At 42.8% G+C, this 25,596-nt stretch carries 23 protein-coding genes and 2 pseudogenes; 18 read left to right on the top strand and 7 right to left on the bottom strand.

Features of this window, described 5'->3' with window-relative positions; genetic code table 11:
* The first annotated feature begins 57 nt into the window (after nucleotides 1–57).
* The 4 genes from ACO1B7_RS01230 to ACO1B7_RS01215 all read left to right on the top strand — a co-directional run bounded on the left by ACO1B7_RS01230 (nucleotide 58) and on the right by ACO1B7_RS01215 (nucleotide 3,742).
* Complete coding sequence (locus ACO1B7_RS01230; RefSeq protein ID WP_423089690.1) at nucleotides 58–441, top strand: Mpo1-like protein; 384 nt, start codon at nucleotides 58–60, stop codon at nucleotides 439–441.
* A gap of 780 nt (nucleotides 442–1,221) precedes the next feature.
* The gene (gene thiE, locus ACO1B7_RS01225) at nucleotides 1,222–1,842 is read left to right on the top strand and encodes a thiamine phosphate synthase (protein ID WP_005107266.1); all 621 of its coding nucleotides are present in this window, start codon (nucleotides 1,222–1,224) and stop codon (nucleotides 1,840–1,842) included.
* A gap of 38 nt (nucleotides 1,843–1,880) precedes the next feature.
* The gene (gene hemL, locus ACO1B7_RS01220; protein ID WP_004646639.1) at nucleotides 1,881–3,182 is read left to right on the top strand and encodes a glutamate-1-semialdehyde 2,1-aminomutase; all 1,302 of its coding nucleotides are present in this window, start codon (nucleotides 1,881–1,883) and stop codon (nucleotides 3,180–3,182) included.
* Between the two features lie 143 nt (nucleotides 3,183–3,325).
* Complete coding sequence (locus ACO1B7_RS01215) at nucleotides 3,326–3,742, top strand: GlcG/HbpS family heme-binding protein (RefSeq protein ID WP_004646640.1); 417 nt, start codon at nucleotides 3,326–3,328, stop codon at nucleotides 3,740–3,742.
* Nucleotides 3,743–3,953: 211 nt separating this feature from the next.
* Here ACO1B7_RS01215 and ACO1B7_RS01210 read toward each other — a convergent pair.
* A pseudogene (locus ACO1B7_RS01210) lies at nucleotides 3,954–5,289 on the bottom strand (ISNCY-like element ISAba32 family transposase).
* Between the two features lie 219 nt (nucleotides 5,290–5,508).
* Between ACO1B7_RS01210 and ACO1B7_RS01205 the strand changes: the two are divergent.
* The 7 genes and pseudogenes from ACO1B7_RS01205 (at nucleotide 5,509) to ACO1B7_RS01175 (ending at nucleotide 12,562) form a co-directional block, all read left to right on the top strand.
* Nucleotides 5,509–6,274: pseudogene (locus ACO1B7_RS01205) on the top strand (IS5-like element ISAba31 family transposase).
* Between the two features lie 38 nt (nucleotides 6,275–6,312).
* Nucleotides 6,313–6,615, top strand: coding sequence for a hypothetical protein (locus ACO1B7_RS01200; protein WP_004280001.1), 303 nt, complete (start codon nucleotides 6,313–6,315; stop codon nucleotides 6,613–6,615).
* Between the two features lie 132 nt (nucleotides 6,616–6,747).
* Nucleotides 6,748–7,455, top strand: a complete 708-nt coding sequence (locus ACO1B7_RS01195; RefSeq protein WP_004646641.1) for a phosphopantetheine-binding protein — start codon at nucleotides 6,748–6,750, stop codon at nucleotides 7,453–7,455.
* A 133-nt stretch (nucleotides 7,456–7,588) separates the two neighbouring features.
* Nucleotides 7,589–8,233, top strand: a complete 645-nt coding sequence (locus ACO1B7_RS01190) for an RluA family pseudouridine synthase (RefSeq protein WP_004646642.1) — start codon at nucleotides 7,589–7,591, stop codon at nucleotides 8,231–8,233.
* Between the two features lie 143 nt (nucleotides 8,234–8,376).
* A complete protein-coding gene (rapA, locus tag ACO1B7_RS01185; RefSeq protein ID WP_423089689.1) occupies nucleotides 8,377–11,214 on the top strand; it encodes an RNA polymerase-associated protein RapA in 2,838 nt (945 codons plus the stop codon).
* Between the two features lie 145 nt (nucleotides 11,215–11,359).
* On the top strand, nucleotides 11,360–11,626 hold the full coding sequence (locus tag ACO1B7_RS01180; protein WP_004646645.1) for a PAAR domain-containing protein: 267 nt from the start codon (nucleotides 11,360–11,362) through the stop codon (nucleotides 11,624–11,626).
* Between the two features lie 135 nt (nucleotides 11,627–11,761).
* Nucleotides 11,762–12,562: an alpha/beta fold hydrolase gene (locus ACO1B7_RS01175; RefSeq protein ID WP_004646646.1), complete on the top strand. Its 801-nt coding sequence runs from the start codon at nucleotides 11,762–11,764 to the stop codon at nucleotides 12,560–12,562.
* 62 nt (nucleotides 12,563–12,624) lie between these two features.
* Here ACO1B7_RS01175 and fabR read toward each other — a convergent pair whose 3' ends face one another.
* Complete coding sequence (gene fabR, locus ACO1B7_RS01170; protein ID WP_423089688.1) at nucleotides 12,625–13,305, bottom strand: HTH-type transcriptional repressor FabR; 681 nt, start codon at nucleotides 13,303–13,305, stop codon at nucleotides 12,625–12,627.
* Nucleotides 13,306–13,457: 152 nt separating this feature from the next.
* On the opposite strand from fabR, the gene ACO1B7_RS01165 reads away from it, so the two are divergent.
* Both ACO1B7_RS01165 and ACO1B7_RS01160 read left to right on the top strand, forming a co-directional pair.
* Complete coding sequence (locus ACO1B7_RS01165; protein WP_026055790.1) at nucleotides 13,458–14,522, top strand: flavin reductase family protein; 1,065 nt, start codon at nucleotides 13,458–13,460, stop codon at nucleotides 14,520–14,522.
* Nucleotides 14,523–14,536: 14 nt separating this feature from the next.
* Nucleotides 14,537–15,631: a fatty acid desaturase family protein gene (locus tag ACO1B7_RS01160; protein WP_423089687.1), complete on the top strand. Its 1,095-nt coding sequence runs from the start codon at nucleotides 14,537–14,539 to the stop codon at nucleotides 15,629–15,631.
* 193 nt (nucleotides 15,632–15,824) lie between these two features.
* On the opposite strand, the gene ACO1B7_RS01155 is transcribed toward ACO1B7_RS01160, so the two are convergent.
* Nucleotides 15,825–16,478 (bottom strand): HAD family hydrolase, encoded by a 654-nt coding sequence (locus ACO1B7_RS01155; RefSeq protein ID WP_004646651.1) that lies wholly within the window; start codon nucleotides 16,476–16,478, stop codon nucleotides 15,825–15,827.
* Nucleotides 16,445–17,653, bottom strand: a complete 1,209-nt coding sequence (locus ACO1B7_RS01150; protein WP_004646653.1) for a DUF1615 family protein — start codon at nucleotides 17,651–17,653, stop codon at nucleotides 16,445–16,447. The genes ACO1B7_RS01155 and ACO1B7_RS01150 overlap by 34 nt, the downstream gene beginning before the upstream one ends.
* An 80-nt stretch (nucleotides 17,654–17,733) precedes the next feature.
* Between ACO1B7_RS01150 and dusB the strand changes: the two genes are divergently transcribed.
* On the top strand, nucleotides 17,734–18,759 hold the full coding sequence (gene dusB / locus ACO1B7_RS01145) for a tRNA dihydrouridine synthase DusB (RefSeq protein ID WP_004646654.1): 1,026 nt from the start codon (nucleotides 17,734–17,736) through the stop codon (nucleotides 18,757–18,759).
* 249 nt (nucleotides 18,760–19,008) lie between these two features.
* A complete protein-coding gene (locus ACO1B7_RS01140) occupies nucleotides 19,009–19,686 on the top strand; it encodes a hypothetical protein (protein WP_004646655.1) in 678 nt (225 codons plus the stop codon).
* Between the two features lie 55 nt (nucleotides 19,687–19,741).
* Here ACO1B7_RS01140 and ACO1B7_RS01135 read toward each other — a convergent pair whose 3' ends face one another.
* Nucleotides 19,742–20,785 (bottom strand): NAD(P)H-dependent flavin oxidoreductase, encoded by a 1,044-nt coding sequence (locus ACO1B7_RS01135; RefSeq protein ID WP_338841203.1) that lies wholly within the window; start codon nucleotides 20,783–20,785, stop codon nucleotides 19,742–19,744.
* A 207-nt stretch (nucleotides 20,786–20,992) separates the two neighbouring features.
* Here ACO1B7_RS01135 and ACO1B7_RS01130 point away from each other — a divergent pair, with 207 nt between their 5' ends.
* From ACO1B7_RS01130 to ACO1B7_RS01120, 3 genes are all read left to right on the top strand, one after another.
* On the top strand, nucleotides 20,993–22,252 hold the full coding sequence (locus tag ACO1B7_RS01130; RefSeq protein ID WP_004646658.1) for a putative DNA modification/repair radical SAM protein: 1,260 nt from the start codon (nucleotides 20,993–20,995) through the stop codon (nucleotides 22,250–22,252).
* A complete protein-coding gene (locus ACO1B7_RS01125) occupies nucleotides 22,252–23,031 on the top strand; it encodes a TIGR03915 family putative DNA repair protein (protein ID WP_423089686.1) in 780 nt (259 codons plus the stop codon). The genes ACO1B7_RS01130 and ACO1B7_RS01125 overlap by 1 nt, the downstream gene beginning before the upstream one ends.
* Nucleotides 23,032–23,094: 63 nt before the next feature.
* On the top strand, nucleotides 23,095–23,604 hold the full coding sequence (locus tag ACO1B7_RS01120) for a hypothetical protein (protein ID WP_004646660.1): 510 nt from the start codon (nucleotides 23,095–23,097) through the stop codon (nucleotides 23,602–23,604).
* A gap of 53 nt (nucleotides 23,605–23,657) precedes the next feature.
* On the opposite strand, the gene ACO1B7_RS01115 is transcribed toward ACO1B7_RS01120, so the two are convergent.
* Together ACO1B7_RS01115 and ACO1B7_RS01110 are read right to left on the bottom strand one after the other, a co-directional pair.
* Nucleotides 23,658–24,869 carry a YeeE/YedE family protein gene (locus ACO1B7_RS01115; protein ID WP_004646661.1) on the bottom strand — a complete coding sequence of 404 codons (1,212 nt, stop codon included), beginning with the start codon at nucleotides 24,867–24,869 and terminating at the stop codon, nucleotides 23,658–23,660.
* Between the two features lie 266 nt (nucleotides 24,870–25,135).
* Entirely contained in the window at nucleotides 25,136–25,480 is a 345-nt protein-coding gene (locus ACO1B7_RS01110; RefSeq protein WP_004646662.1) for a hypothetical protein, read from the bottom strand.
* Nucleotides 25,481–25,596: the final 116 nt, after the last annotated feature.

Raw genomic sequence — 25,596 nt, 5'->3', positions numbered from 1 at the left:
TGTTATTTGGCTAAAATATACGCTAAGGTAAAACAAAAAACGTCAGGATGATGACAGATGAATGTACAAGTACAACCAGAAAGTAAGAATGAGGTGATGGTTCAGCCCCAGATGCCGATTAAAAATTATCATGAATTTTATCGCTTCTATTTGACCGAACATCGGCATATTATCAGTCGCCGTCTGCACGTGGCCGGCAGTAGCATCGGTTTATACTGTTTTGCTAAAGCCATTCGTCAAGGCAAGCCGCGATATTTTGCCTATGGTTTACTCACGGGTTATGCTTGTGCTTGGGTCGGACATTTTATCTTTGAGCGCAATAAACCGGCCAGTTTCAAACAGCCTGTATATAGCTTTATCTCGGACTGGCGCATGTTTGCCGATGTCCTGCGTGGCAATATCAGTCTGATAGACCGTAAATACGATAAAATTTCCAGTTGAGCCAGAATGACTTTTATCGGAATGTGCTCACTTAAAGCATGAAATTTCGATAAAAGCCTTGCAAGTCTAGAATTATTATTCTAATAATTATGTTATTGCAGATTTGGTTTTTTGATCAACCATTATATTTTAGTCATACATCAGTTTTCCAAGCCTGGAGCGACCTTCTCCGGGCTTTTTTTATGTCTGTTTAATATCAATAAAATTTTAAGATTTTGCTGATGCTATTATGTAAATAGTCATAGAAGCTTTTATGCGGATGTGTGCTGAAAGTAAAAGATCCTTTCTGGCTTTGAAACGTCTTCCCACAAACGAAGGACTCAAAACCAGAAAGGATCGGGTATTACCAACACAGGTATTTATTTTTCTGTTTATTGTCTGTGTCTAAGACTATTTAAGTCGCTTCGTGCCGATTGGGCTATCCCTGAAAATGGGTATTTTTAACATTCATTAATTTGAGTGCGCTTGAACTAGGTGAAAAAAAACAAAAAAATCGCTCTTAGAATTTTGCAACTTCTCCACCAAGTTGTCTGCAAAATCCTAAAAGCGTTTGTCGGAGGGCGTAAGTATTAACACGTTATAATTATTGTTATAAAGCGATTAAAACGTAGATTTAATAGCCGGTATATCCCTGAAAATGGTGATATTTAAAATTTAACGGATAAATTGTACTAAAAAACTGCAAATCTGTTGTTGCCCGCGGTCTCAGAAACAGCAGGACTGCGGAAATCTAGCGGAGTTATGCCTATAATAGAGCCATTCTAGGAAATGGCGAGCAAGATGCGCGGTTTATATTTAATTACCAATGATGATCCATTAGAGCTTTTATTAGCGAAGTTGGAAGGTGCAATGGCCAATGGTGGTGTTGCGGTCTTGCAATATCGCCGTAAAAAAGTGGCGAAAGAAGATCAAATTTACGAAATCGAGTACATGAAAGCCATGTGTGCTGAATATGGCGTACCTTTCGTGATTAACGATGATCTGGAAATGGCGGTTAAATACGGCGTGGGTGTGCATTTAGGCCAGGATGATGGTTCGATTGTCGACGCTGTTGCGCGTTTGCCTAAAGGCGTGTTGATTGGCCGTAGCTGTAATAACTCACTTGAGCTGGCTAAACAGGCCATTGCCGATGGTGCGAATTATGTGGCATTTGGAGCAATTTATGCGACTGATAGTAAACCTGAAGCGGGTAATATTGGTCTTGAAACCTTAAAACTGGCCAAAGAAAAATTGAACGTGCCTCTCTGTGCCATTGGTGGTTTAACGGTTGAAAATTCAAAGGATGTCATTGAGTCAGGTGCGGATTATTGCGCGGTGATTAGTGATATATTGGGACTTCCTATGAATGCCATTCCTGAACGTTTAGATGAATGGTCTGCGCTTTTTCAAGCTACAGCATAAAATTTTTTGATTGATTTAATTTTGAGTCGAGTGCCTTCATGAGCTTATCTCCAAAGCAAGAACAATTGTTCAAACAAGCCAATAAACATATCCCGGGTGGCGTCAATTCACCTGTACGCGCATTTAATAGTGTCGGTGGGACGCCGGTCTTTATCGAAAAAGCCCAAGGTGCGTATCTTTATGATGTCGATGGCAAACGTTATGTGGACTATGTGGGTTCATGGGGGCCGATGATTTTGGGTCATGCGCATCCTGCGATTATTAAAGCAGTTCAGGATGCTGCGGTCGATGGTTTGAGTTTTGGTGCGCCTACAGTCCATGAAACTACGCTTGCAGATATTATTTGCGAGATCATGCCATCGATTGAACTAGTGCGTATGACCAACTCGGGTACAGAAGCAACCATGACCGCGATTCGTTTAGCACGTGGTTATACTGGCCGTGACAAGATTGTAAAATTTGAAGGCTGTTATCACGGTCACTCGGATTCATTATTGGTAAAAGCCGGTTCAGGTTTATTGACCAGTGGTGAAGGGGAAGCGACGTCTGCAGGTGTGCCGGCGGATTTTGCAAAACATACGCTGACACTTCCATATAACGACATCGCGACTTTAAAAGAATGCTTTGCCAAATTCGGTTCAGAAATTGCCGGCGTGATTGTTGAGCCTGTGGCAGGTAACATGAACCTTGTGAAACCGATTGATGGTTTCCTGCAAGCGATTCGTGATGTCTGTGATGAGCATGGTTCAGTGTTTATCATTGATGAAGTAATGACCGGTTTCCGTGTCGGTCTTGGCGGTGCGCAAGCACATTATGGCGTTACTCCGGATTTAACCACTTTAGGTAAAATCATCGGTGCAGGCTTACCAGTGGGTGCTTTCGGTGGTAAACGTGAAGTGATGGAATGCATCGCGCCATTGGGTAAGGTATACCAAGCAGGTACATTGTCGGGTAATCCACTGGCAATGCGTGCCGGTATCGAGATGTTCAAGCATTTACGTACCGAAGATTTTTATGAAAAATTAACCGCACAACTCGAAAAATTGCTCGCCGGTTTACAAACTGCTGCTGATGAAGCAGGCATTTCATTCAAGACCCAACAAGTGGGCGGTATGTTTGGTCTTTACTTTACCGATCAGGAAGATATTACTAGCTTCGACTCTATGCTGAAATGCGATGTCGATGCGTTCCGTAAATTCTTCCATGGCATGTTAAATCGTGGCGTAAACCTTGCACCATCTGCTTTTGAAGCAGGATTTATTTCTGCTGCGCATAGTGATGAAGATATTGCTTACACGATTCAAGCGGCTAAAGAAACTTTTGCTGAGATGAAAGCGTAATACCTCTCCCAAACCCTCTCCTTAAAGGAGAGGGCTTTCATCTATCGAATAGAAATGAAAATTTAAAGACTTCCTCCAGTATTCTTGCGCTATATATGGCTCAGGCTTAGGGGGAATTACATTTAAAATTAGAGATCATTTTCATGCAAACCAAACATTATTTGACTTTAAGCGATGCGGAATTTTTATTAGATCAAGCCCATCAATATGCCATTCAGAACAGTTTTAATGTCAGTATTGCAGTCGTAGATGAAACGGGTAATTTGCTTGCGATGAAGCGTATGAATGGTGCAGCACCGATGACTGCAAATCTGGCCGTCGAAAAGGCTAAATGTTCAGCTATGAGTCGCCATCCCTCCAAACTGTTTGAGGATATTATCAAAGGCGGACAGATGGGTTTTCTGACCATGGAAACTTTCTCAGGAATGTTGGAAGGTGGTGAACCGATTCTGTATCAAGGCCAGCTCGTCGGTGCGATGGGTGTGTCGGGTGTGAAGTCGTTTGAAGATGCGGAGATTGCACAGGTAGCCATTGAGAAATTTTTGGCTAAGCAAAGCTAATCCAAAATAGAAATTGATCAGCTTAATTTAATAAAATCATTCAAAGTTGTACCAAAATGAAGCGTGGAACGTGAAATATCAACTAAAAAGCCCAATCGCTAATGAGTGGGCTTGTCTATATACAATAAAGTTATAATTTAAAAAGGAAATCAAAAGATGTTATTCACCAATTAAAATGTCTATGCGATAAACCATTTAAAATGTCCTGTTTTTAACCACAAGAGTCAAGCACAGGATTTAACTTTCTTTGTTCAATAACAGCTTTCTGAGCTTTACGACTCGGCATACTTTTCTTGAGACGGGAACGTTTATTCTGTTTTTCCAACTCTTCATGCTGTTGCTGAATATGTGCCAGAACTGTACCTAACCGTTTATTCTCAACGATCTCATTCTGCTGTAGCCCAGCTAATTTATTGAAAATGCTGTAGTTGAGCTTTCGTTCCTCGTGCATGAGGGCCACAGTCCCATCCGGGTACTCCAGAAATGAAATATATTGCCCAACAAGCTTATGATTCAGCTCTATCGGTTCAAGCAGATAAATACATTTGTCATAGGTCAGGGTCAGATTCTTGGTGACCTTACGCGGTTCCTGCCAGGTAAAAATATCATCCAGTTCAAGATGAGATTCGGTTAATGGCCGATGTAAATTCTTTGAGTTTCGCGCACACTTGGCAAACTTCTGATTGAAATGCTCAATAAAGCAGGGCAGCCAGGCATTTGCCTCGGCAATTGAACAGATACCTTCTAGGCGCATTTCCTTGATCAGGCGATCCTGGAGTGTTCTATTGGCACGTTCCACACGGCCTTTGGCCTGGGGTGAGTTGGCGAAGATAATATCAATATTTAACTCATTCAGAATCCGCCCAAATTGCGTGATCTGGCTATCTTGGCTCGATTTCTGATTCACTCGGAATACCGAGTGTTTATCGCTATAAAACGCTAAAGGCTTGCCGTATTGCTCAATGTAGGCTCGGGTTGAAAGCATATAATCAAAGGTCGTTTCAGCCTCACAAAAGCGCAGATGCAACAGCTTTCCAGTGGCGTCATCGATATAAACCAGCAAGCAGCATTTGGAAGCTCGACCTTCAAACCAGTCATGATATGAGCCATCGATCTGGATCAGCTCACCGAAGCAATCACGGTTGTATCGAGGCTGATATGGACGTTTCAGGCGCTTGGATCGAGGAATCCAGAGGTCATTTGCATGTCATCCAGCGACGAACCGTTTCTACCGGGATATGCAGGCCAAACATGCTGCTGAGCTTCTCATGAGCCAATGTAGGACCAAAGCCAAGTAAATGTTCAGAAATAATGGAAAGACATTCTGATTTTAACAGGACGTCATGGCGACGATGACCCGGTTGACCACGACTGGCATGTGCCATACCTGAGACACCATCTTGATTGAGCTTCTGCAATAACCGGGTAATTTGACGGGTGGAAAGATTCAGGATTTCAGCAGCACGGACCTGGGTAATACGATGATCACTAACGTCTTGCAGAACTGCAAGACGTTGAATTTCTTTATCAGACATAGTGATCAGCATCTATATTTTATATCCAGTCCATGGTGATAAAAACCATCATAAACCAGACATTTTTATTGGTGAGAATATAGACACTTTAAATGGGTTCTAACACAAAAGAATTTCGTATAACGTGTATTATGTTAATTTTAGAAATAATTAGGGTGTGTTGACACTTTTAGCTTAAAAAAATAGCGAAGTAGTAAAATCAAATCACCAAACCCAATTTTACTATTCGCTATGCCTCGTACCATGCTGACAGATCAACACTGGCAAAAGTTGAAAGTTATTCTGCGTAATTTATCCATTCACCACAACTCAAATTTACGCAATTTTATTGAAGCTATTCTCTATAGAATTAGAACAGGCTGTCCGTGGCGAGATATTCCTTCTTGTTTTGGTCATTCAAACTCTATTTTCAAACGTTTTAATCGTTGGTCAAGCAGCGGTAAGTTACTTAGATTATTCAAATTACTAGCCTCATGCCCCGATATGGAGTGGATTTTTATTGATGGCTCTCATGTACGTGCTCATCAACATTCTGCCGGCATAGCGAATCAATCTATTTCTAAAAGTGTAGGAGGAAACTCCTCAAAAATACATTTGATTGTTGATGCACATGGCAATCCTATTGATTTCATGATTACCGATGGAACCACACATGATGTTAAAGTTGCGCCTGATTTAATATCAACATTAGATTTAAAAGAGACAAAAGTGGTATGCGCAGATAAAGGCTATGATTCAGAACCACTGCGTGAACAGATCAGGAAAACAGGGACTAAAGCGAATATACCAAAGAAAACGAATAGCCAATCGAACAATGATCATATGGACTGGTATTTATATAAAATCAGGCATTTAGTTGAAAATATGTTTTGTAGATTAAAGCAATTTAGAGGAATAGCTACTCGATATGACAAGCTCAAAAGAAATTATCAAAGTTCTGTTGCCTTAGCCTGTATATTTTTATGGCTACCTTTATAGGGTTAATTATGAACAGTAAGTGTCAACAGACCCTAAAAGTTTGGAAATACTAGTGAAATGCAACTTATAGAAATAGAGCCTTATTTTTGGGAACTATATGAGGATAGCGAAAATATATACCTCAATGTTTGTATAAATATGAGTGCAGTTTCTTGGGCGAAAACTATCTGCCTAGATAAACAAACGATTCAGCAATATCAGACTCAAGGAAAAGGTTTTATTGATGACTTAGCTAAAAGAATTGAAAGCAGCCAATTTAGAAAAGATTATGAAAGATTTTATTCATTTCCAGATGCCTCCGCAGAACAAAAAGAGGGAATGCTTCTAGCATTTAATGAATATAGGGCTAAGCAAAATTAAAGCCATTTAACATAATGGCGATGATACGAAATTAGAACAATAAACCTCTGTGAAATCAAAGTGTTTTTCAAATCGATGCTAAACTAAAATAGCATGAATCATCATGCTATTTTGTATTTATAAGAGCCTCCCATGCTGTACCCCATCCCTAAAAAAATCCAACTTGCTCCATCCCAAGCCAAATGGCAGCTTGCATCAAATGAATCTGTTTTGGTTTTAGTGGGATTACAAAATTTAAGGATGATGGTAGGCATACAAGAAAGCGACCTAATGAGTCATCTGATCCAGATCAGCAATAAAGCCAAAGCACTCGATATTCCGATTGTTGACTTATATGGTGATGACCTGATGCAAGGCATGCAGCAATTGGGAGAATATGCCTCAATGCATCCGCAACTGATTTTTGCCGGGCAGGTTACACCGATGCTGAAACAGATTTTGCCGCATCTGATGAGTGTGACGGATCAAATCGGTGTGGTCGATGATGTGATTTTATTGGCGAATCAAGATCAGCATATTCAATGGATCGAAAATATTTCAGCACAGGGGATACATCACTTAAATACCTATAGCCTGACCCGCTTATGGGATTTAAGCGCATCTTCCGAATATGTATTGTCGGCCAAAGGCATTATGTTGGCTGTCGCAGAACAGCTGGATATGGATGCTTTGGAAATTGATCCCTATGTCGACTTAAAAAATTATGGTCTGGATTCGGTAGCGGTGGTGAGTCTAGTCGGTATATGGCGTGCACATGGTGCCAATATCCGTTATGAAGATGTGCTAAAACATCCGTCTTTGCACGAATTGGCAAGCTTCATTTTAAAATCCTCAGGTTGATGCGCTGCGATTGAGCAATTTTATGCGCTAAATCGGAAATTTCATCGTCATTTACATAAATGCGCATTGTAATTATTGGCTAAGCTTTCTATCATTGCCGCCTTGTTTTTCACGATCAGCCTGGGATTGAACTTTGAGTAATTTTCTAACCGAACATCTGATACATCGTGATGACGATTTCATGGTCATCCACAAACCTGCAGGTTTACTCACAGTTCCCGGTAAAACAGAAGACTTACAAGATTGCCTGATCAACCGTCTGGTCAAATTAGAACCCAAAACTTTACTGATTCATCGACTGGATCGCGATACATCCGGTATTTTGGCCTTTGGTCTGAGCAAATGGGGACAAAAAACCATTTCCCGCCAGTTTCAGGAACGCCAGACTGATAAAACCTATCAGGCTATGGTTGCCGGTACACTCGAAGGTGAAGGCACTATTGAAGTGCCAGTGGTGTATGATCCAAGCCGTCCCCCCTTACATATCGCAGATCCCGCACATAATAAGCCGGCCATCACGCATTGGCAGGCGATCGAACATTTTAATATTCAGGGACAGCCCGTGACTCGGGTGAAACTGACCCCAATTACCGGCCGTTCACATCAGCTACGGGTGCATATGCAATATCTCGGACATCCGATTATTGGCGATACCTTATATGCGACATCCGAACAGCAACAGCTCAGCTCGCGTTTATGTTTACACGCGGAACGTTTGAGTTTTTATCATCCTCAAACAGAGCAGTTGGTCGAATTTTATTGTCCGGCGCCGTTCTAGGAAATACTTCTTTAATCGGCGTGAATTATGCTCACTTTTTAGTGGGCTTTATGTCAAAATACATTGCTTGAAGGTGTGGAATTTTGCTCCAATGACGTTTCGTGATTGAGCCTAATATTCATAATCTTGTACTTAAGATAAAGGTGGAAAAATTGCAGCAATTTGCTATTGGTCAACGTTGGTTATCAGATACTGAAACAGAACTCGGTTTAGGCGTTCTTATTGATGTTGATGAGCGGTCGGTCAGCATTTTATTCCCGAAAAGCGATGAAACCCGCGTCTATGCACGCAGCAATGCACCCTTATCTCGTATCGTATTTAATGTGAAAGATGAATTACAGGATCAGGAAGGGACCAAGTGGATTGTAGAATCCGTTGAAGACCGCAATGGCGTGGTGCGTTATCATGTCGTTCGTACCTTGGAAGATGGAACTGAAGAACGTAAATCGCTGAATGAAACCCGTATTGGTGCGACCATCCAGCTGTCTAAGCCTCTAGACCGTTTATTGGCCAGTCAGGTTGATTATAAAGAATGGTATGACCTGCGTATTGAAGCACTGCTGATGCAGGCCAATATGCAAAGCAGTCCACTGCGTGGTCTGGTGGGTTCACGTGTCGGTCTGATTCCGCATCAGCTTTATATTGCGCATGAAGTTGGTCAGCGTTTTGCACCGCGTGTATTACTGGCCGATGAAGTGGGTCTGGGTAAAACTATTGAAGCGGGTCTGATCATCCATCAACAGCTGAAAACTGGCCGTTCTGAACGTATCCTGATTTTAGTGCCGGATTCACTGCAATATCAGTGGATGATCGAGATGCGCCGTCGTTTCAATCTTGAGTTCTCGCTGTTTGATTTGACTCGTACGGCATCGATCAAAGAACATGATCCTGAACAGAACCCATTCCTGACCGAACAAAAAATTATTGCCTCTGTCGATTTGATGGTCGACCATGAAGATCTGCGTGAACAGGCACTTGAAGCAGGTTTCGATTTGTTGGTGGTCGATGAAGCGCATCATTTGATGTGGAGTGAAGAAGATGGTGGTAATGACCGTTATGATCTGGTCGAAGAGCTGGCTGAACATACGCCGGGCGTGTTGTTATTGACGGCAACACCTGAACAGCTCGGTGTGGAAAGTCACTTTGCACGCCTACGTTTGCTTGATCCACAGCGTTTTAACTCGCTGGATCGTTTCCTCGACGAAGAAGCACAGTATCAGCATACAGCTAAAATTGCAGAAGTGCTGATGTCAGACATGCCGCTAGAAGCCGAGCATTTAACTGCGATTGAAGCCTTGTTAGGTCATCCGATTGAAGATCAGCCTGAACAGCGTTTCCGTGCCATTCACGAACTTTTAGACCGTCATGGTACAGGTCGTATCCTGTTCCGTAATACACGTGAAGCCATTCAAGGTTTCCCGGGTCGTGACTGTCAGCCGGCACCATTGCCAGCACCAGAAAACTGGTCGAAAGATGGCAAGTTGCGTGAACAGATGTGGCCTGAAGAGGCGCAGCTCGATGGCGCATGGATGGAAGCCGATCCACGCGTGATGTGGCTGATGGAGCGTTTGCGTACCGATTTAAAACACAAAAAAGTCTTACTGATTGCGCGTAGCGGGCCAGTGGTTGAAGCGCTGGAAAATGTACTGCGCTTACATGCCGGTATTCGTACCGCCATGTTCCATGAAGGCATGAGCTTATTAGAACGTGACCAGGCCGCAGCTTATTTTGCTGAAGATTCGTATGGCGCGCAGATTTTACTCTGCTCGGAAATTGGTTCGGAAGGTCGTAACTTCCAGTTTGCCTCTGACCTGATTCTGTTTGACCTACCTGCGAACCCGGACGTGTTGGAACAGCGTATTGGTCGTCTGGATCGTATCGGTCAGGAAAACCGGATTCAGATTCATGTGCCTTATCTGGTGGGAACTGCACAAGAACGTATGTTCCGCTGGTATAACGAAGCGCTGAATATCTTCAGCAATATTTCTCCAGCTGCACAAACCTTGCAAGAAAATTTTATTGTTCGCTTGAAAGACTGTCTATTGGCAGACAAAGGTCAAGATTTTGAAGACCTGCTGGAAGAAGTTAGCGTGCAACGTGAAGCGCTGGAAGCTGAATTGCAGGAAGGTCGAGACCGTTTGCTTGAATACAACTCTTGCCGTCCGGTGGTGGCACAGGAAATTGTCAACGCGCTTGATGACTATGATGACAATACCACTTTGCCGATTTTCATGAAGCGCTTTATGGCGTCTACGAATATCGACTTTGACGAGCAAAGTAACGGTACAGTGATCATCAAGCCAACCGATCAAATGCAGGTTCAAGGTTTGACGTTGGATGAAGAAGGGATTACAGCGACTTTCTATCGTGATCAGGCACAAATCCGCGAAGATGCGCAATACCTGACACTGGAACATCCATTCACTGAAAGTGTGATGGAAATGATCAATACGCAAGGCTTTGGTAGCACTAACGTTGCGGTACTAAAATCTGCAGCACTGCCACAGGGTTCGGTATTACTTGAAGTATGGTTCAAGGTCGATGTGGTGGCTCCGAAAGCATTGAACTTGCCGTCTAGCTTGCCGCAACAGTTGATTCGTGTCTTGCTCAGTGAAAAAGGTCAGGATCTATCACAAAAGATTGCACCAGAAATCCTGAAACCGTACTTGCATCATTTAGATGGCAATAGTTGCCGTCAGGTGGTGAAAGCACGTCGTGATGTGATTGAGGCACGTTATCAGCAAGCGCTTGAACTGGCACGCAGTGCATTGCCTGGCTTCAAGCAGCAAGCCAAAGAAGTGTATGGCAATAAATGGCAATATGAAATTGATCGCCTGACCTATCTGAAACAGTTCAATCCAAGTATCCGTGAAGATGAAATTGCACGTTTACAAAAGTTGCAGAAAGAAGGTTTAAGCCTGCTGGATGGTCTATCGGTAACACCGGAAGCAATTCAGGTGATGGTCGTGGTCAAGCCTTAAGCTTTACGCAATAAAAAAATGCAGCTTTCGGGCTGCTTTTTTTATAGGCAAAATCCGGGTTTATTATTTTTTTGGTCGGAGAATGCTGGTCTGTTATTTTCCTCCTGTTTAAAATTAGGCTACTGAATAATAAGAATGACAAAGTATGTCAAAAGCACTGATTACCCTTGGCACAAAGACCAGTCATGGCGGCATGGTGACTGAATGCGAACTCTCTTTTTTGATCAATGGTATTGCCGTACATTTAAATGGCATGAAGCATTATTGTCCCAAATGCCAGACTATGGTCACCGCAATTTCCAGCAATTTGTCTATTACTGTCAAAGGACGGGCAGTGGTCATCGCGGGGGATAAGGCCAGTTGCGGCGCGACTTTTCTACCGATGCAACATTTGACTGTATCGCAGAAATAGACTTTAAATTCTGAAGGAATACAGAGAAATGACTTTGAGGTCATGCTTTGAGCATTTTTGCGCTGCCGAATAAATCTTTAAAGCGGTAAGCTCATCTTACGATTTCAGGATGAATACGCACTGCGTTTAAAAATAATGAAGCAAGCCTTACATTTTACCCATGCCAATGGTATCCCTTCGGCAACTTATCGGAAGTTTCTGGACTGTTTTCAGCAAGACTATGAGGTCAAAGCGATTCCCTTTATCGGCATGAACCCACAATATCCAATTACGCGAGACTGGCCTTATCTGGTCGATGAAGTCATTGCAGATATCGAGCAGCAGTTTCCTCAGCAGCAAGTGATTGGCTTAGGACATTCCTTTGGTGGTCTGGTGACCCTTATGGCGGCGTATCGACGTCCCGAACTGTTTTCCAAGCTGATCATTATGGATCCACCATTTGTGATTGGAAAAAACAGCGCCATGTTTGAACTGATCAAAAAGCTGAATCTAAAAAGTGTCGATCGTTATACACCCGCAGGAATTACGCTAAAACGCAAAGATTATTGGTCATCAAAACAGGTCGCTATTGAAGCACTCCGGTTTAACCGCTTATTTAAAAATTTCGATGAGCAGTGTTTTGCTGATTATATCGAGAGCGGCATTCAGCCAGAACCTGAACGTGGTGGGGTGACGTTAACTATTCCAAAACAGATAGAAGCGGAAATCTTCCGGACTGTGCCAGCCTGGTGGTGGAGAACGCCACGCCGACCGCCTGAAGTGCCGATGCATCTGATGACTGCAGAGCAAAGCCAGTTTTATCAGCAGGGGTTGCCACAAGGGATGCACAAGATTTATCGGATTAATTATTCTGTGGTCGAGGGCGGGCATATGTTCCCGCTTGAGTATCCGGAAGCCACTGCAAAGGCAGTCAAAGCTCAACTCGCACTTTTGTAATCATCATAAAAAAGAGACGCTGATTACGTCTCTTTTTATACTAGTTCATGCAAATCGGAAAATTAGCGCAGCTGAGAATCTTCCAGATGACGTGCACCTTCAAGGATCATCCGGATCATGATCATGGTCTGTTGGGCAATTTCTTTGCGGTCTTCGGCAGGCATATCAATCACATTAGCACCCATGTTGAAGACCAGTTGGGTAATGGCTTTGGCTGCAATATCGGGATGAAATAACTTCTTATTGTTTAGGCGTTCCAGACGAATTAAATCTTCCTGAAGTTCCTGCTGAAAATAATTTAATTGGCGTTCCACCGCCTGTTTATAAGATTTGGAACCGGTATAGCCTTCACGTAATAACAGGCTCAGATTGCCTTCATCGGCATCCAGCTGGGCAATAAAGACTTCTACAGAACTGCGGATAATGCTGTTCTGGCGAGAAGCTTGCAGACGTGCTTCATGCAAAATCTGACGCAATACAATCCCGGCACGATCAATCAGCTCAATGGCCAGTTCATCAATATCTTTAAAATGACGATAGAAGCTGTTCGGTGCAATACCAGCTTCACGCGCGACTTCACGTAGACTTAAAGAGGAAATACTTTTTTGTGGCCCAATCAGATTCAACGCAGCCTGAAACAGTTCTTCCTTGGTAATGGTGGCCTTGCGACCGACACTCCGTACGATAATCGGCTCATCAATGCTTTTCGATTGTAATAAAGATGCGTCACTGCTTATTTTCATTGAAGGCTCGTTCATCGATAGGTTCATGCATGAATCATTTTATTATAACCGAGCCAGTCAAGCTTGTGAAATGATTAGAAACAATACGGTTGTATATACAAATATATATACATGTGTATAATAATTAAAAACCCAAGGTGATGTCACAAACGATGCATGTACTGCAAAAACTTAAAATGCCATTGAATGCACTGTCTGATAGTGTAGTTGATCAGCATGCAATTAATTTCTGGATTCAGAAACTCAATCCTGTATGGTCGTTGAATCAGCCATTAGGCAAGATCGTGCATATAGAAAATGCAGCACAGGATATGCTGAGTCTGAAAATTCAAGTGAATCGCTTATTTAAGTTTGGTGAAGCAGGGCAGCATCATCCGGTCTATGTGGTGGTAAACGGCATCCGTTATGAACGTAGCTATAGTTTGACCCGTGTAGATGCGCAACATGTTTTATTGACCGTGAAAAAAGTCAATGCCGGTAAAGTCAGTACCTGGTTGGCAGAACAGGCACAAGTAGGTGATGTGATCGAATTTGGTCAGCCTTATGGTGATATGACCTTGCCTGTGCAGACGAGTCCATTGATCTTGCTTGCAGCAGGGAGTGGTATTACCCCAATGCTCAGTATGCTGGAAAGCTTGAGCAAAAAAGGTGAACTATCTGCACCGGTCACTCTCTGGTACTGGGTTAAAAAAGATCAGGATGCCGCATTTAAAGCACGGTTTGAAGAGCTTGCTCAGAAACATGCAAATTTCTCATTTCATGTGTATGCCACTCAAGAACAGCCAGCTGCTGCACGTCTGGATGAAACCTATCTGACAGATCTGCAAAATCTGGAAAATAGCATCGTATATTGCTGTGGTCCTTCAGGTTTTGTATCTAAAGCAGAACAGCTTTTTGCTCAGGCAAAACAGTTTAAAGGTGAAGCCTTTAGCATGAGTTTGGCGGATCTATCGGATACCGGCTTTATTAATGTCACCCTGACCCAGTCGAAAAAAATTGTCAGCATTCCAAAAGGCCAATCCATTCTAGTGAGCCTGGAACAGCAAAATATTAAACCGACCCATGGTTGCCGTATGGGCATTTGTAATAAATGTGCCTGCAATAAAGTAGAAGGTTCGACCAAGAATTTGGTCAACGGTGCACAAAATACCGAACCCGGCAACCTGCTCAAAATTTGTATTAACTCAGCGCAGACTGACCTTGTCATCGACTTATAAGCGAGTTTTATCTTATGAATATGCCATTAAAATTACAGTATTTTAAAAATCCTAAAAACCGTGAATTAACCCAGTTTGAACTTGATGAACTTGCACGTGAGCTCGATGCGATTAAGCAAGAAGTGCTAGATGATCTAGGTGAAAAAGATGCGAAATATATCCGTCGTGTCTATTCAACCATTCGTTACTCATCGATTGCCGGTCGCGCCTTATTGTTTGCAGGCTGGTTCCCGCCAGCATGGTTGCTAGGCACAGGTCTATTAGGCTTTGCCAAAATCATGGAAAACATGGAGTTGGGTCATAACGTCATGCATGGTCAATATGACTGGATGAATGATCCTAAACTCAATGGTCAGACTTATGAATGGGATATTGTAGGGACTTCAGACAACTGGCGTCAAACCCATAACTTTAAGCATCATACTTATACCAATATTAAGGGTATGGATGATGATATCGGTTATGGTCTATTACGCTTGTTCCCGGAACAGCGCTGGAAACCGGGTTATTTATTGCAACCGATTTATGCAGTGCCATTCTGTTTATTGTTCCAGTGGGGTGTTGCGATTCAGAATCTTGAATTGGGTAAATACTTCAAAGGTCGCAAAAGCAAAGAGCAGACCAAAGAAGAATGGCGTCCAATGCAGAGCAAAATTGGTAAACAGTTGTTTAAGGATTATGTATTCTTTCCATTGATAGCAGGTCCTGCGGCTTTACCGGTTTTGACCGGTAATATGGTGGCCAATGGTCTGCGTAATATCTGGACCTTTAGTATTATTTTTTGTGGTCACTTTACCAAAGATGTCGAAGTGTTCCCAAAATCGGTACTTCAAAATGAAAGTCGTGGTCACTGGTATATGCGTCAGATCCGTGGTTCATCTAACCTGACCGGTTCTGAAGCGTTTCATATCTTGACGGGTCATTTAAGTCATCAGATTGAACATCATTTGTATCCTGATGTACCTGCACGTCGCTATCGTCAAATGGCACCGAAAGTTCAGGCTGTTTGTGAAAAATATGGTTTGAACTATAACAATGCCAGTCTGGTTAAGCAGTACGGCAGTGTAATTAAACGTATTGTGAAATATGCATTTCCGTTTAAGAAATAATTTTTCTTAAAGCTAAAAAAACCACTTCAAATGAAGTGGTTTTTTTATTTAAGAGGCTAATACTTCAGGAAGTAGAAGTCCTGATTGCGAAGCTATTTAATATGATTTCAAGGCATAAAGTAAAAAAGTTAATCTGCCATTTATAGTATTGTCTAAAGGTGTTTAGTAGATCAGCCAGATAAAATAGAAAGGACTAATATGGCATCGAATTAGATAAAATATTAATTTTTGGAAGCTGTTTATCATGCCCTTCGAGATAACGTTGATGCGCTAGACTCAACATTTCTTCATCCTCCTCACTATTCCCATAAGCATAAATTTCCGCATAATTATCCAGATTATATTTTTCTAGAATTCTAATTTTCTTTTGTGTGTTACTACAGTCAGGGGTTTGATAAAACCCTGTCATTTTCCCAGCTTTGATTTCAACTTCGCTACAGATTAAATCGATATTTAAATAGCTGCAGACCGGTTTTAAATATAAATCCAGAGATGCGGAAACTAGCACCACTTTATGGTCTAATTCTTGATGTTGCCTAAGCTGTTCTAGTAATTTCGGATTTAACTTAAGCATCAATTGTTGTGCATAGTCTTGAGCCAAATGCAGAATTTCCTCTGCATCACTGTCTTTAAACATGCTGACGTACAACTTGGGACGCATGTGGTGTGCTGGATACAGTTTTAAATAATAAGCCTGAATCCACGGCAGAATTTGCAGGCCGCGTTTCACAATATGCCGTTTTCTCAAGGCGTAGAAAATGAACCCAGTAAAACTGTCATGCAGATACAGGGTTCCATCAAAATCGAATAAGACTAGAGTTTTAGGTTTTTGATTTTGCGCATGCATGTTTGATATCGACCATCGACGCGGGTAGCAAACCAGTTGGTATTATAATCACGACTTAATTTTGGTCCGGAAATAACCACTTCAGGCATGATCGCATAAATAGGGTCTTTACCGGTTTTTTCCTGATAGAGCTTGCTGACACCACGATAAGTCATCGTATCTTCAAAGTCTTTATCTTTTTCTTTCTTTAAATCAGCTCGGATTTGACGTTCAGTGATAATAAAATTATTTTTGGCAAAAACACTGATTAACTCACGCTCAGATTGACTCTTCTGCGAACGGATCGCGCCATCTTTAGTATAGAGCAATAAGTCGCCATCCAGATCAAGTTCGGCTTCAGTTAAATCATTTAACATGCTCTGAAAAGCGGCATTTCGACTGGAATACATGCCCGAGTTATAGTCCGCAAAACGATAAATTGGCTTGTCATAATCCGCCGGATACATCATCAGGCGATGAATCCCATAATACAGACCGCCATATTGACTGTAGAGATCGGTACGTAACTCTGCGATATTGCCGCCTTGGCGTTTATGTTCTTTCGCATAGCTGATATGTACCTGCATTGAACCCAAGGTGGTAATTGGATTCATTTTCTCGCCAATATTCTGGCCGACCAGTTTGGCAGCACCAGTCAGGGCGCTAACATGATAATGCTTTGACATATAATCAAATATTTCACGATATAATTCGTCGAGTTCACGTTCGGTTTTGACCCGGCGCATCTGGCTTAAGTAGTTGTCTTCAGGACTCGGATGGTTCTTGAGAACTTCCTGGAAATATCCTGCAACTGTGCCACCAATTGCTTGACCAAGCTTATCTTTGAATTTTTCATCAAGGCGACCTTGGACTTCCTTAACCGCCTTTTCACCCAAACCCGGAACAGTAGGATCTGCAACAAAGTTAGATTCCTGATCAACCACTGCCACAATCGTACAAACATTTTCCTTGGTCTGAGGAATGCCGAGCTGTTCGGTAATGTCATAAATATCTTGTGCCCAAGACTCACGTTGGTTGACACGGTTTGGAATAGCTTTGCGAATATGTTCAACTTCAAGTGTCGGTTCATCATCTTTTGACCACCATGAACCATTGCCACAACCGGCAAGACCCAGAGAAAGTACAAGTACAGACAATGACTTAAAAGAAAAACAAGAAGCGAAAGTTTTATTCATGGTGTCGTAAATTAATTGAAAAGATGAGCGAATAAGGCAGATGCAGTATACTATGCCCATCAAAAAAGTGATGAATTTATATGTATATTGGTCCATATCAACTGTCAAACAATTTGATTGTCGCTCCCATGGCAGGTGTGACCGATCGTCCGTTTAGAACCTTGTGCAAATACTTTGGTGCAGGCCATGCTGTCAGTGAAATGATGACATCTGACAAAACTTTGCGCATGAGTAAAAAGAGCTTATATCGTGCCAATTTTGATGGAGAGCTGGCACCGATTTCAGCGCAGATTGCTGGTTCAGATCCCCATGATCTGGCTGAAGCGGCACGTTATCAGGTGGCCAATGGTGCGCAAATTGTTGATATTAATATGGGCTGCCCAGCCAAAAAGGTCTGTAACCGACTCGCCGGTTCTGCTTTATTGCAGGATGAAGATCTAGTTGCGCGTATTCTGGATGCAGTTGTGGCTGCAGTTGATGTGCCAGTGACCTTAAAAACCCGTCTTGGTTATTTGAACGGCCAGGAAAATATTATACGGGTCGCCAAACGTGCTGAACAAGCCGGAATTGCGGCACTGGCTTTACATGGCCGTACCCGTGAAGATATGTACCTGAATACCGCGCGTTATTCTTTAATCAAAGACGTAAAGGAAATGTTGAAGATTCCCGTGATTGCTAACGGTGATATCGACAGTCCGGAAAAAGCCAAATATGTGCTGGATTATACTGGTGCAGACGCAATTATGATTGGTCGTGCAGCACAAGGTCGGCCCTGGATTTTTCGTGAAATTGCCCATTATTTGAAAACCGGTCAACATCTTGATGCACCGAGTATTACAGAAGTGAAAGATGTTCTATTGGGACATTTGACAGAATTATACGAGTTCTATGGCGAGTATTCCGGCTGCCGGATTTCCCGTAAACATATTGCCTGGTACACCAAAGGACTGCGTTCTAGTAATGAATTTCGTCAAAGCATGTATCAGGTGGAAAATACGGCTGATCAATATCGTGTGGTAGAGGATTATTTTAATGCACTGCTAGAACATGGTTTAACCATGAATGATGTACAAGTCGAGCAGGTGAATTTACTGGAAACCAAGTAATGGCGGGCAAAATTCAGCGAATCAAGTAATATTTTTTGTGTGAAATCCCTACCTTTTTTATCTTGAGCAGGCTGATTTTTGCATTCTGTTTACACTTCAGCCTGTCTAATACATAGCAGCACAGTTTGTTCACTTAAACTGGACAGGACTTGGACATTGCTTACTCAAGCTTCCTCTATGATGAATCTATCCAGATATAAACCAGATGTGATCCATCTTGTTTATCGTCATCATTGAGGGAGATCTGTAATGACAAATACCAATCGTCCAGTCACAGAGTTTAGCCATAAAACGTCAACGGAATTGTCACAAGAGCGCAGTGAAGGCCTGAATATCAATCCGACTGATACTAACGCGCGTCCAGATTTGAATACACCCGTGAAAGATAATCCTCGTGTTCCAGACATGAATGAAGGTGAGGATAATCTGGCTGCGACCAGTGCCGGTACTTTGGGTGGAGCTGCGGTAGGCGCAGTTGCAGGTCTGGTAGGTGGCCCTCCAGGTGCAGTGGTGGGTGGTATTATCGGTGGTGTTGTTGGCGGTATTGCAGGTAATGACATTGCGACACCTGATCATGAGAAACAGGCAGATAATTACCAGCACCCAGAGAACTTGCCTGAGGCAGATAACTATCGACATCCAGATCATTTGAGAGCAGAAGATAATTACTGGAGAGATGAGTATCATAATCGCCCGTATTTCAATGAAACGCGTAGCACATATGGCGATCTAGATTATGATCGTGATTATCGCGGTGCTTACCGGGTCGGTTATGAAAATCGTCCGATGTATGAGCATGATACGGATTTTGACCGTGCCGAACCTGAACTGCGTACCAAGTGGGAACAGTTAAAAGGTGAGTCTCGCCTCAACTGGGAAGAAGCGAAATTTGCAGTTAAAGATGCCTGGCATCGTGTCACACGCTAATTCTAGATAAATTAAAAACCTCTCCATGTGGAGAGGTTTTTTTATGATTCAAGTATTAAAGATGCTTCATTTCCAGTATGAGCTGGTTAATCAGATCGGAAGCTTCCATTTCACGAATCTGTGCCACGTTCGAACCTGCCCAGAATGCACCATAACCTTGATCCCCATGTTTGGCAGCAGCAGCATGTAATTGCTTGGCCAGATCATAAGTATATGGATAAGCCGGAACATCCAGCCGATCGGGTGTATCCACTTCAATATGCCAGTGGTTAATGATGCCGCGTGCAGGACGACCAGAAATACTGGCACTCACTTGAGTAAGTGGCTTGGAAAATAAGGCTTTACGATAAGCATCATTGGCATTGGAAGATTTACACTGCACAAATGCAGTCCCGAGTTGCACGGCATCTGCGCCGAAATCCATCATTTGGCGGGCTTGTTCACCCATCATAATCCCGCCTGCTGCTACAATCGGCAGGGAAGAATGCTGTTTGATTAGCTTCACCAGATTGGAGGTTTTAACTGAAGCATCAAACTTGGTGCTAAAAATCCCACGATGGCCGCCGGCCTCAATACCCTGTGCAATAATAATGTCGATTCCGGCTGCCTCAATAGCTTTGGCTTCGGCATAATTGGTTGCAGATACCATGGTCAGAATCCCGGCCTGTTTTAAGGCTTGAATCTGATGCGGATGTGGAATCCCAAAATGAAAGCTGACCGCTCGCGGTTTGGTTTCCAATACCAGATTCAGGAAGTCATCATTGTCTTTAAAACTTTGATAAATACACTCCAAATGCTCCGGTGCCTGAGCACCATATTCGGCAAATTTATCCTTAAACTGTGCAATCCATGCCTGTGCTACAGCTTCATCTACAGGCACACTCTCATGACAGAAAAAATTGACCTGAAAAGGGCAATCTGTCAGTTCCTGAGTCTTTAAAATCTGTTGTCGTGCAGCCTCAATACTGCTGGCCCCCAGACCCAGTGAGCCCAAGCCGCCCTGATTTGACACTTCGGCAGCAAGCTCAGGTGTAGAGACACCTGCCATCGGTGCCAAGAAAATAGGGTGTTTAATTCCGAGATTTTCTAATAAAGACATAGATTTGCTCCTTGTTATGCTTTTACTTTGCCTTTGAGCACAAAATTAAGCAAATCATATTGGTTATTTTATTTTGAAATACTGCAGCATGGGTTACGTGTTATTTACATTTCTTGCGACACGCTACGTCGCCAAAAAGATAGAACTTTTATTAGCCTAGAATTGAACACTTTATAATAGCCTTTTGGTCACATATTCTCTGAGCTCATGTCTGATCGTATCCGTGAAAAACTGCAAATTTTAGCCGATGCTGCCAAGTATGATGTGTCGTGCTCATCCAGCGGTAGCAACCGTAAAAATAAAGACAAGGGTGTGGGCAATACCGGGAATGGCATCTGTCATAGTTATACCGAAGATGGCCGCTGTGTTTCCTTGCTGAAAATTCTGTTCTCTAATGTCTGTATTTTTGACTGTTCCTATTGTGTTTCGCGCCGTTCCAATGACGTCCAGCGTGCAGCATTTACCGTGCAGGAAGTCGTGGATTTGACCATGAATTTTTATCGGCGTAATTATATTGAGGGTCTGTTTCTCAGTTCGGGAATTTTTAAATCGGCCGATCACACCATGGAACGGATGCTACAGGTGGTCAAAAAACTTAGACTCGAAGAAAACTTTAATGGCTATATCCATCTGAAAACTATTCCGGGTGCATCACAGGAGATCATTACCGAAGCCGGACTGTATGTCGATCGTATGAGTATTAATCTGGAAATGCCGACGGAGGCGGGACTGCAAAAATTTGCGCCTGAGAAAACCCATGCCGAAGTACAAAAAGACTTGGGCATTGTGCGCGACCGGTTGATCCAGCTCAAAGATGAACGCAAGCTGATCAAGTCCGTTCCAAAATTTGTACCTGCCGGACAAACTACACAAATGGTGGTGGGCGCGCATAGTGAAACCGATCAGGACATTATTTTAATGGCTGACCGGCATTACAAGGAATTTAAGCTGAAGCGGGTGTATTTCTCTGGCTATATCCCGATTAATCCTGAAGATAAAGCCTTACCTGCTATCGGCTCAGCACCGCCATTATTAAGAGAAAACCGTCTGTATCAATCTGACTGGCTGATGCGTTTTTATGGCTTTGCTGCTGATGAAATTGTCGATGATCAGCATCCGAATCTGGAGCTGGAGATTGATCCTAAACTCAGTTGGGCCTTGCGTCATTCTGAAGCCTTTCCAGTCGATATTAACCGTGCCGACTATAAAATGATTCTACGGGTACCCGGCATAGGCGTGCGTTCTGCCCAGAAAATTGTACAGGCACGCCGTTTTGGACAGATTCATATTGACCAGCTAAGGCGCATGGGCGTGGCTTATAACCGGGCGCAGCATTTTATTCGCTGTGCGGATACACCGAAATTTAAGAAAGATCAGCACGCCCATCAGATTCGCCAGCAAATTTTGATGTCAGGACAATCCAAATATCAGCAGCAACTTTCACCTCAATTAGGATTTGGTTTCTAGTGGCAAGTTACTGTTTTGATGGCAGCATGACTGGTCTGCTCAGTTGTGTATTTCGTGCTTTCGAGTTTAAAGAATTTAACGTGATAGTGACGGCCAATCCTCAAGCACAAACAGGTTTATTTGATGAATTTATCCATGTGGCCTCTAATGATCAGCATGGGCAGCGGGTGTGGCAGGGATTAAAGCAGAAAGTATCTTCCAGCAGTTTGCGTGCTTTTTACTATACCTTTTTGTCAGAGCAGGAAGCAGCGTTCCAGACTCTTTTTGATTTTGCAGTCTATGTCTTTCAAAACCAGCGTCCAGTCGATAAAGATTATGGTCATGCTGCGGTGATCGGCATGTCGCAATGGGCCAAGCAAGTGGGGCGGGAAAAGCATCGTATGGAGGCTTTTGTACGCTTTAAAAAAGCCAAAGATGGTTTGTTTCTGAGTCTGGTCAGACCGGATTTTAATGTCTTGCCGATTATTTCCCGACATTTTCAGGAGCGTTATCAGGATCAAAGCTGGCTGATTTATGACGAGCAGCGTAATTACGGTATTTATTATGATTTAAGGCAGATGCATCAGGTCGAGATGAACACTGAAATAATCGATCCACAAATCCGGATTGGTCATAGTCAATCATTCAGTATTGAACTGGATGATCAAGAGCTGCTATATGATCAGCTCTGGAAAGACTATTTTAACAGTGTGAATATTCAGGCGCGCAAGAACATGAAATTGCATATTCAATATGTGCCAAAGCGCTACTGGCGTTATATGAATGAGAAATTACTTTAAACAGTACATCAAGCTGCTTTCAGGCATAATAAGCATTGGTATATTTAAATTGAGTGTATAAACATGAAGGTATGGCTAACGTCATTAGCGCTGCTCACTGGATTAACTGCATGTTCGGAACAACCACAAAAACCGGTCGTAGATCCAGCCAAATATCAGGTTCAGACCGCACAGGAACTGCAGCAACGTTTTGATGCACTCAATGTCCAGTTAGCCCAAGACTTTCAGAAATTTAAGAAAGTCGAAAGCATTGCTTTCGCACACCAGTTTCCTTTAGATGTCAATAATCTGCAAAGCTTGAACCAGCATCTCGTTAGCAGTACCGCATTAAAACCTAGTAAAATCGCCTATTGCGATATGATGAATAGTTATTTTGCCGATATGTTCCGTTTGGGACATTACAATCTGGAACTGGTCGATGACATTAAATTGCCCAATGCCAAGAATGAAAATTTAAAAGCTAATTTCTCTGATGCTGATCATTTTTATACCTTTATTCTGGATCGTTATACGACTTATCGTCAGGTTCAGCAGACCATGGGTTATGGCTGTAATTTAAAAGCTGCGCTGTAAATCCTAAAGCCAGAAAAAAGCCCATCACAGATGGGCTTTTTTGATTTTAAGCATTAGCAACCGGTCAGTTTTTCAGGCTGCGGTTTTTCATTCGGGAAGAAAATCGGACGAAGTTTTACCCCGATCCCATTACCAATAAAAGCGAAGACCAGCCATAACCAGCCATGCAGACTACCCGACGCAATTCCACTGAAATATGCACCGATATTACAACCGTAGGCCAGGCGTGCGCCATAGCCCAGCATTATGCCACCTATAACAGCAGCAATCAGTGAACGTTTTGGAATATTGAAATTCGGCGCAAATTTACCTGCCAAACTTGCTGCCAACAAAGCACCCAGCATGATACCGAAGTTCATCATTGAGGTAATATCAAACCATAATGATTCTGCCAGTGCTTTGGCATTGCCTGCTTTTTGCCAATAATCCCAAGAAGCTACATCAACACCCACAAGCGTAGCACCTTTGGCACCCCAAACTGCCAGCGCAGAGGTTACGCCCCAAGGACGACCTGCGAGTGCCAGCGTAGCAAAGTTGAGCAAGGTCAGAATAATACCGCCCCAAATCAAAGGCCATGGACCACGAACAAAGCGCTTCCAGCCCTGATATTCACTGCGTGGCTCAATTTCCAGGCTGCCATGACGTTTCTTTTCGAAATAAACTGTTGCTGCAGCAATGATGGCAAAAACGATAAAGCTCAACAGTAATCCAGGGAGAACGCCTAAACTTTCTACCAGTGAAATCGGTTCAAGATGTGGCAGGGCAAACCACCAGTCAAGGTGCGAGGTCGCAATCACAGACCCGATACAGAAGAACAAGAGCGTCACCAGCATACGTGCGCTACCGCCACCTACAGTATACAACGTACCTGATGCACAGCCGCCACCAAGTTGCATGCCGATACCGAAAATAAAGGCACCAATCATGACTGACATGGAAACAGGATTAACGTTACCTTTAACTGGGTTGCCGAATAATTTACCTGCACCTAAAGCCGGGAAAAACAGCAGGACCGCCAGAGCGAGCATAATCATTTGTGCACGTAAACCACGGCCGCGACGTTCCTTGATAAAGACACGCCAGCTCGAAGTAAAACCAAATGAAGCATGGTACAGGGTCATGCCCAGTGCACCACCAATCAAGAATAATAGAGCCTGATTTAAGCCTACGATTTGATAGGCACCGATTGTACCTATGATAAGCAAGATAAAAGCTGCCCAGACCGAAATATTCGACCGTTGGGAAGCAGCAACAATGACTGACATGGGAGATTAAATTATTAAAAATAAAGGCTGGTATTCTACTGAATTTCAGTTTAAATGCAGCCCGTTTTGCCGAGTGAATCACAATTAAGTCATTCTAATACTTGATAAGTTCTATCAGTTTATCTGATTTTGTCGACTCATTTAGATAAAAAATGATCCCATCAAGAATTAATGCAATTTCAATTTAGATCATTCGCTATTTAAAATCATCTCTAATAAAAAAGCCTGCAATCGCAGGCTTTTAAACATCAAACTGAATGCTAAAATCAGTTTTCAGCTTTTTCCCGAACGTCTCCCGCACCTTCTTCAACTGCCGCAGCAGTTGCTGCAGTTGCTTTACGTGCTGCTTCCGCAGTGGCATCTGCTGCTCTAGACGTTGCAGCAGCTGCTTCGTCCGCTGCCTGAGCAGTATTTTCTGCGGCATTATCCATTGCTCGTTCGGTTTCTACCGCAGCCTCACGGCTGGCATCTTCCATATCATGGCCGGCTTGATTGGCTGCATTTTCTAAATGCTCACCTGTGGTTGCGCCGGTTTCAGGCGCTTCTTCTTTACTACAGCCGACTAAGGCAACAGTGGTCGCCAAACCTAAAGCAATCAGTAATTTATTCATCGAGTAATATCCTTTTGTTGTTGTAGAGCTGCAATCTAATTTAGCAGCCATTTATTTAGATTTATGCTAGCAAATAGATCAACATTTGTTGATTAACTGTAACTTTTTTCGATACT

The organism is Acinetobacter lwoffii (assembly GCF_049367455.1).
GTDB classification, from domain to species: domain Bacteria; phylum Pseudomonadota; class Gammaproteobacteria; order Pseudomonadales; family Moraxellaceae; genus Acinetobacter; species Acinetobacter lwoffii_W.
The sequence above is the reverse complement of the archived record's forward strand: the minus strand, read 5'-3'. Positions and strand labels throughout refer to the sequence as shown.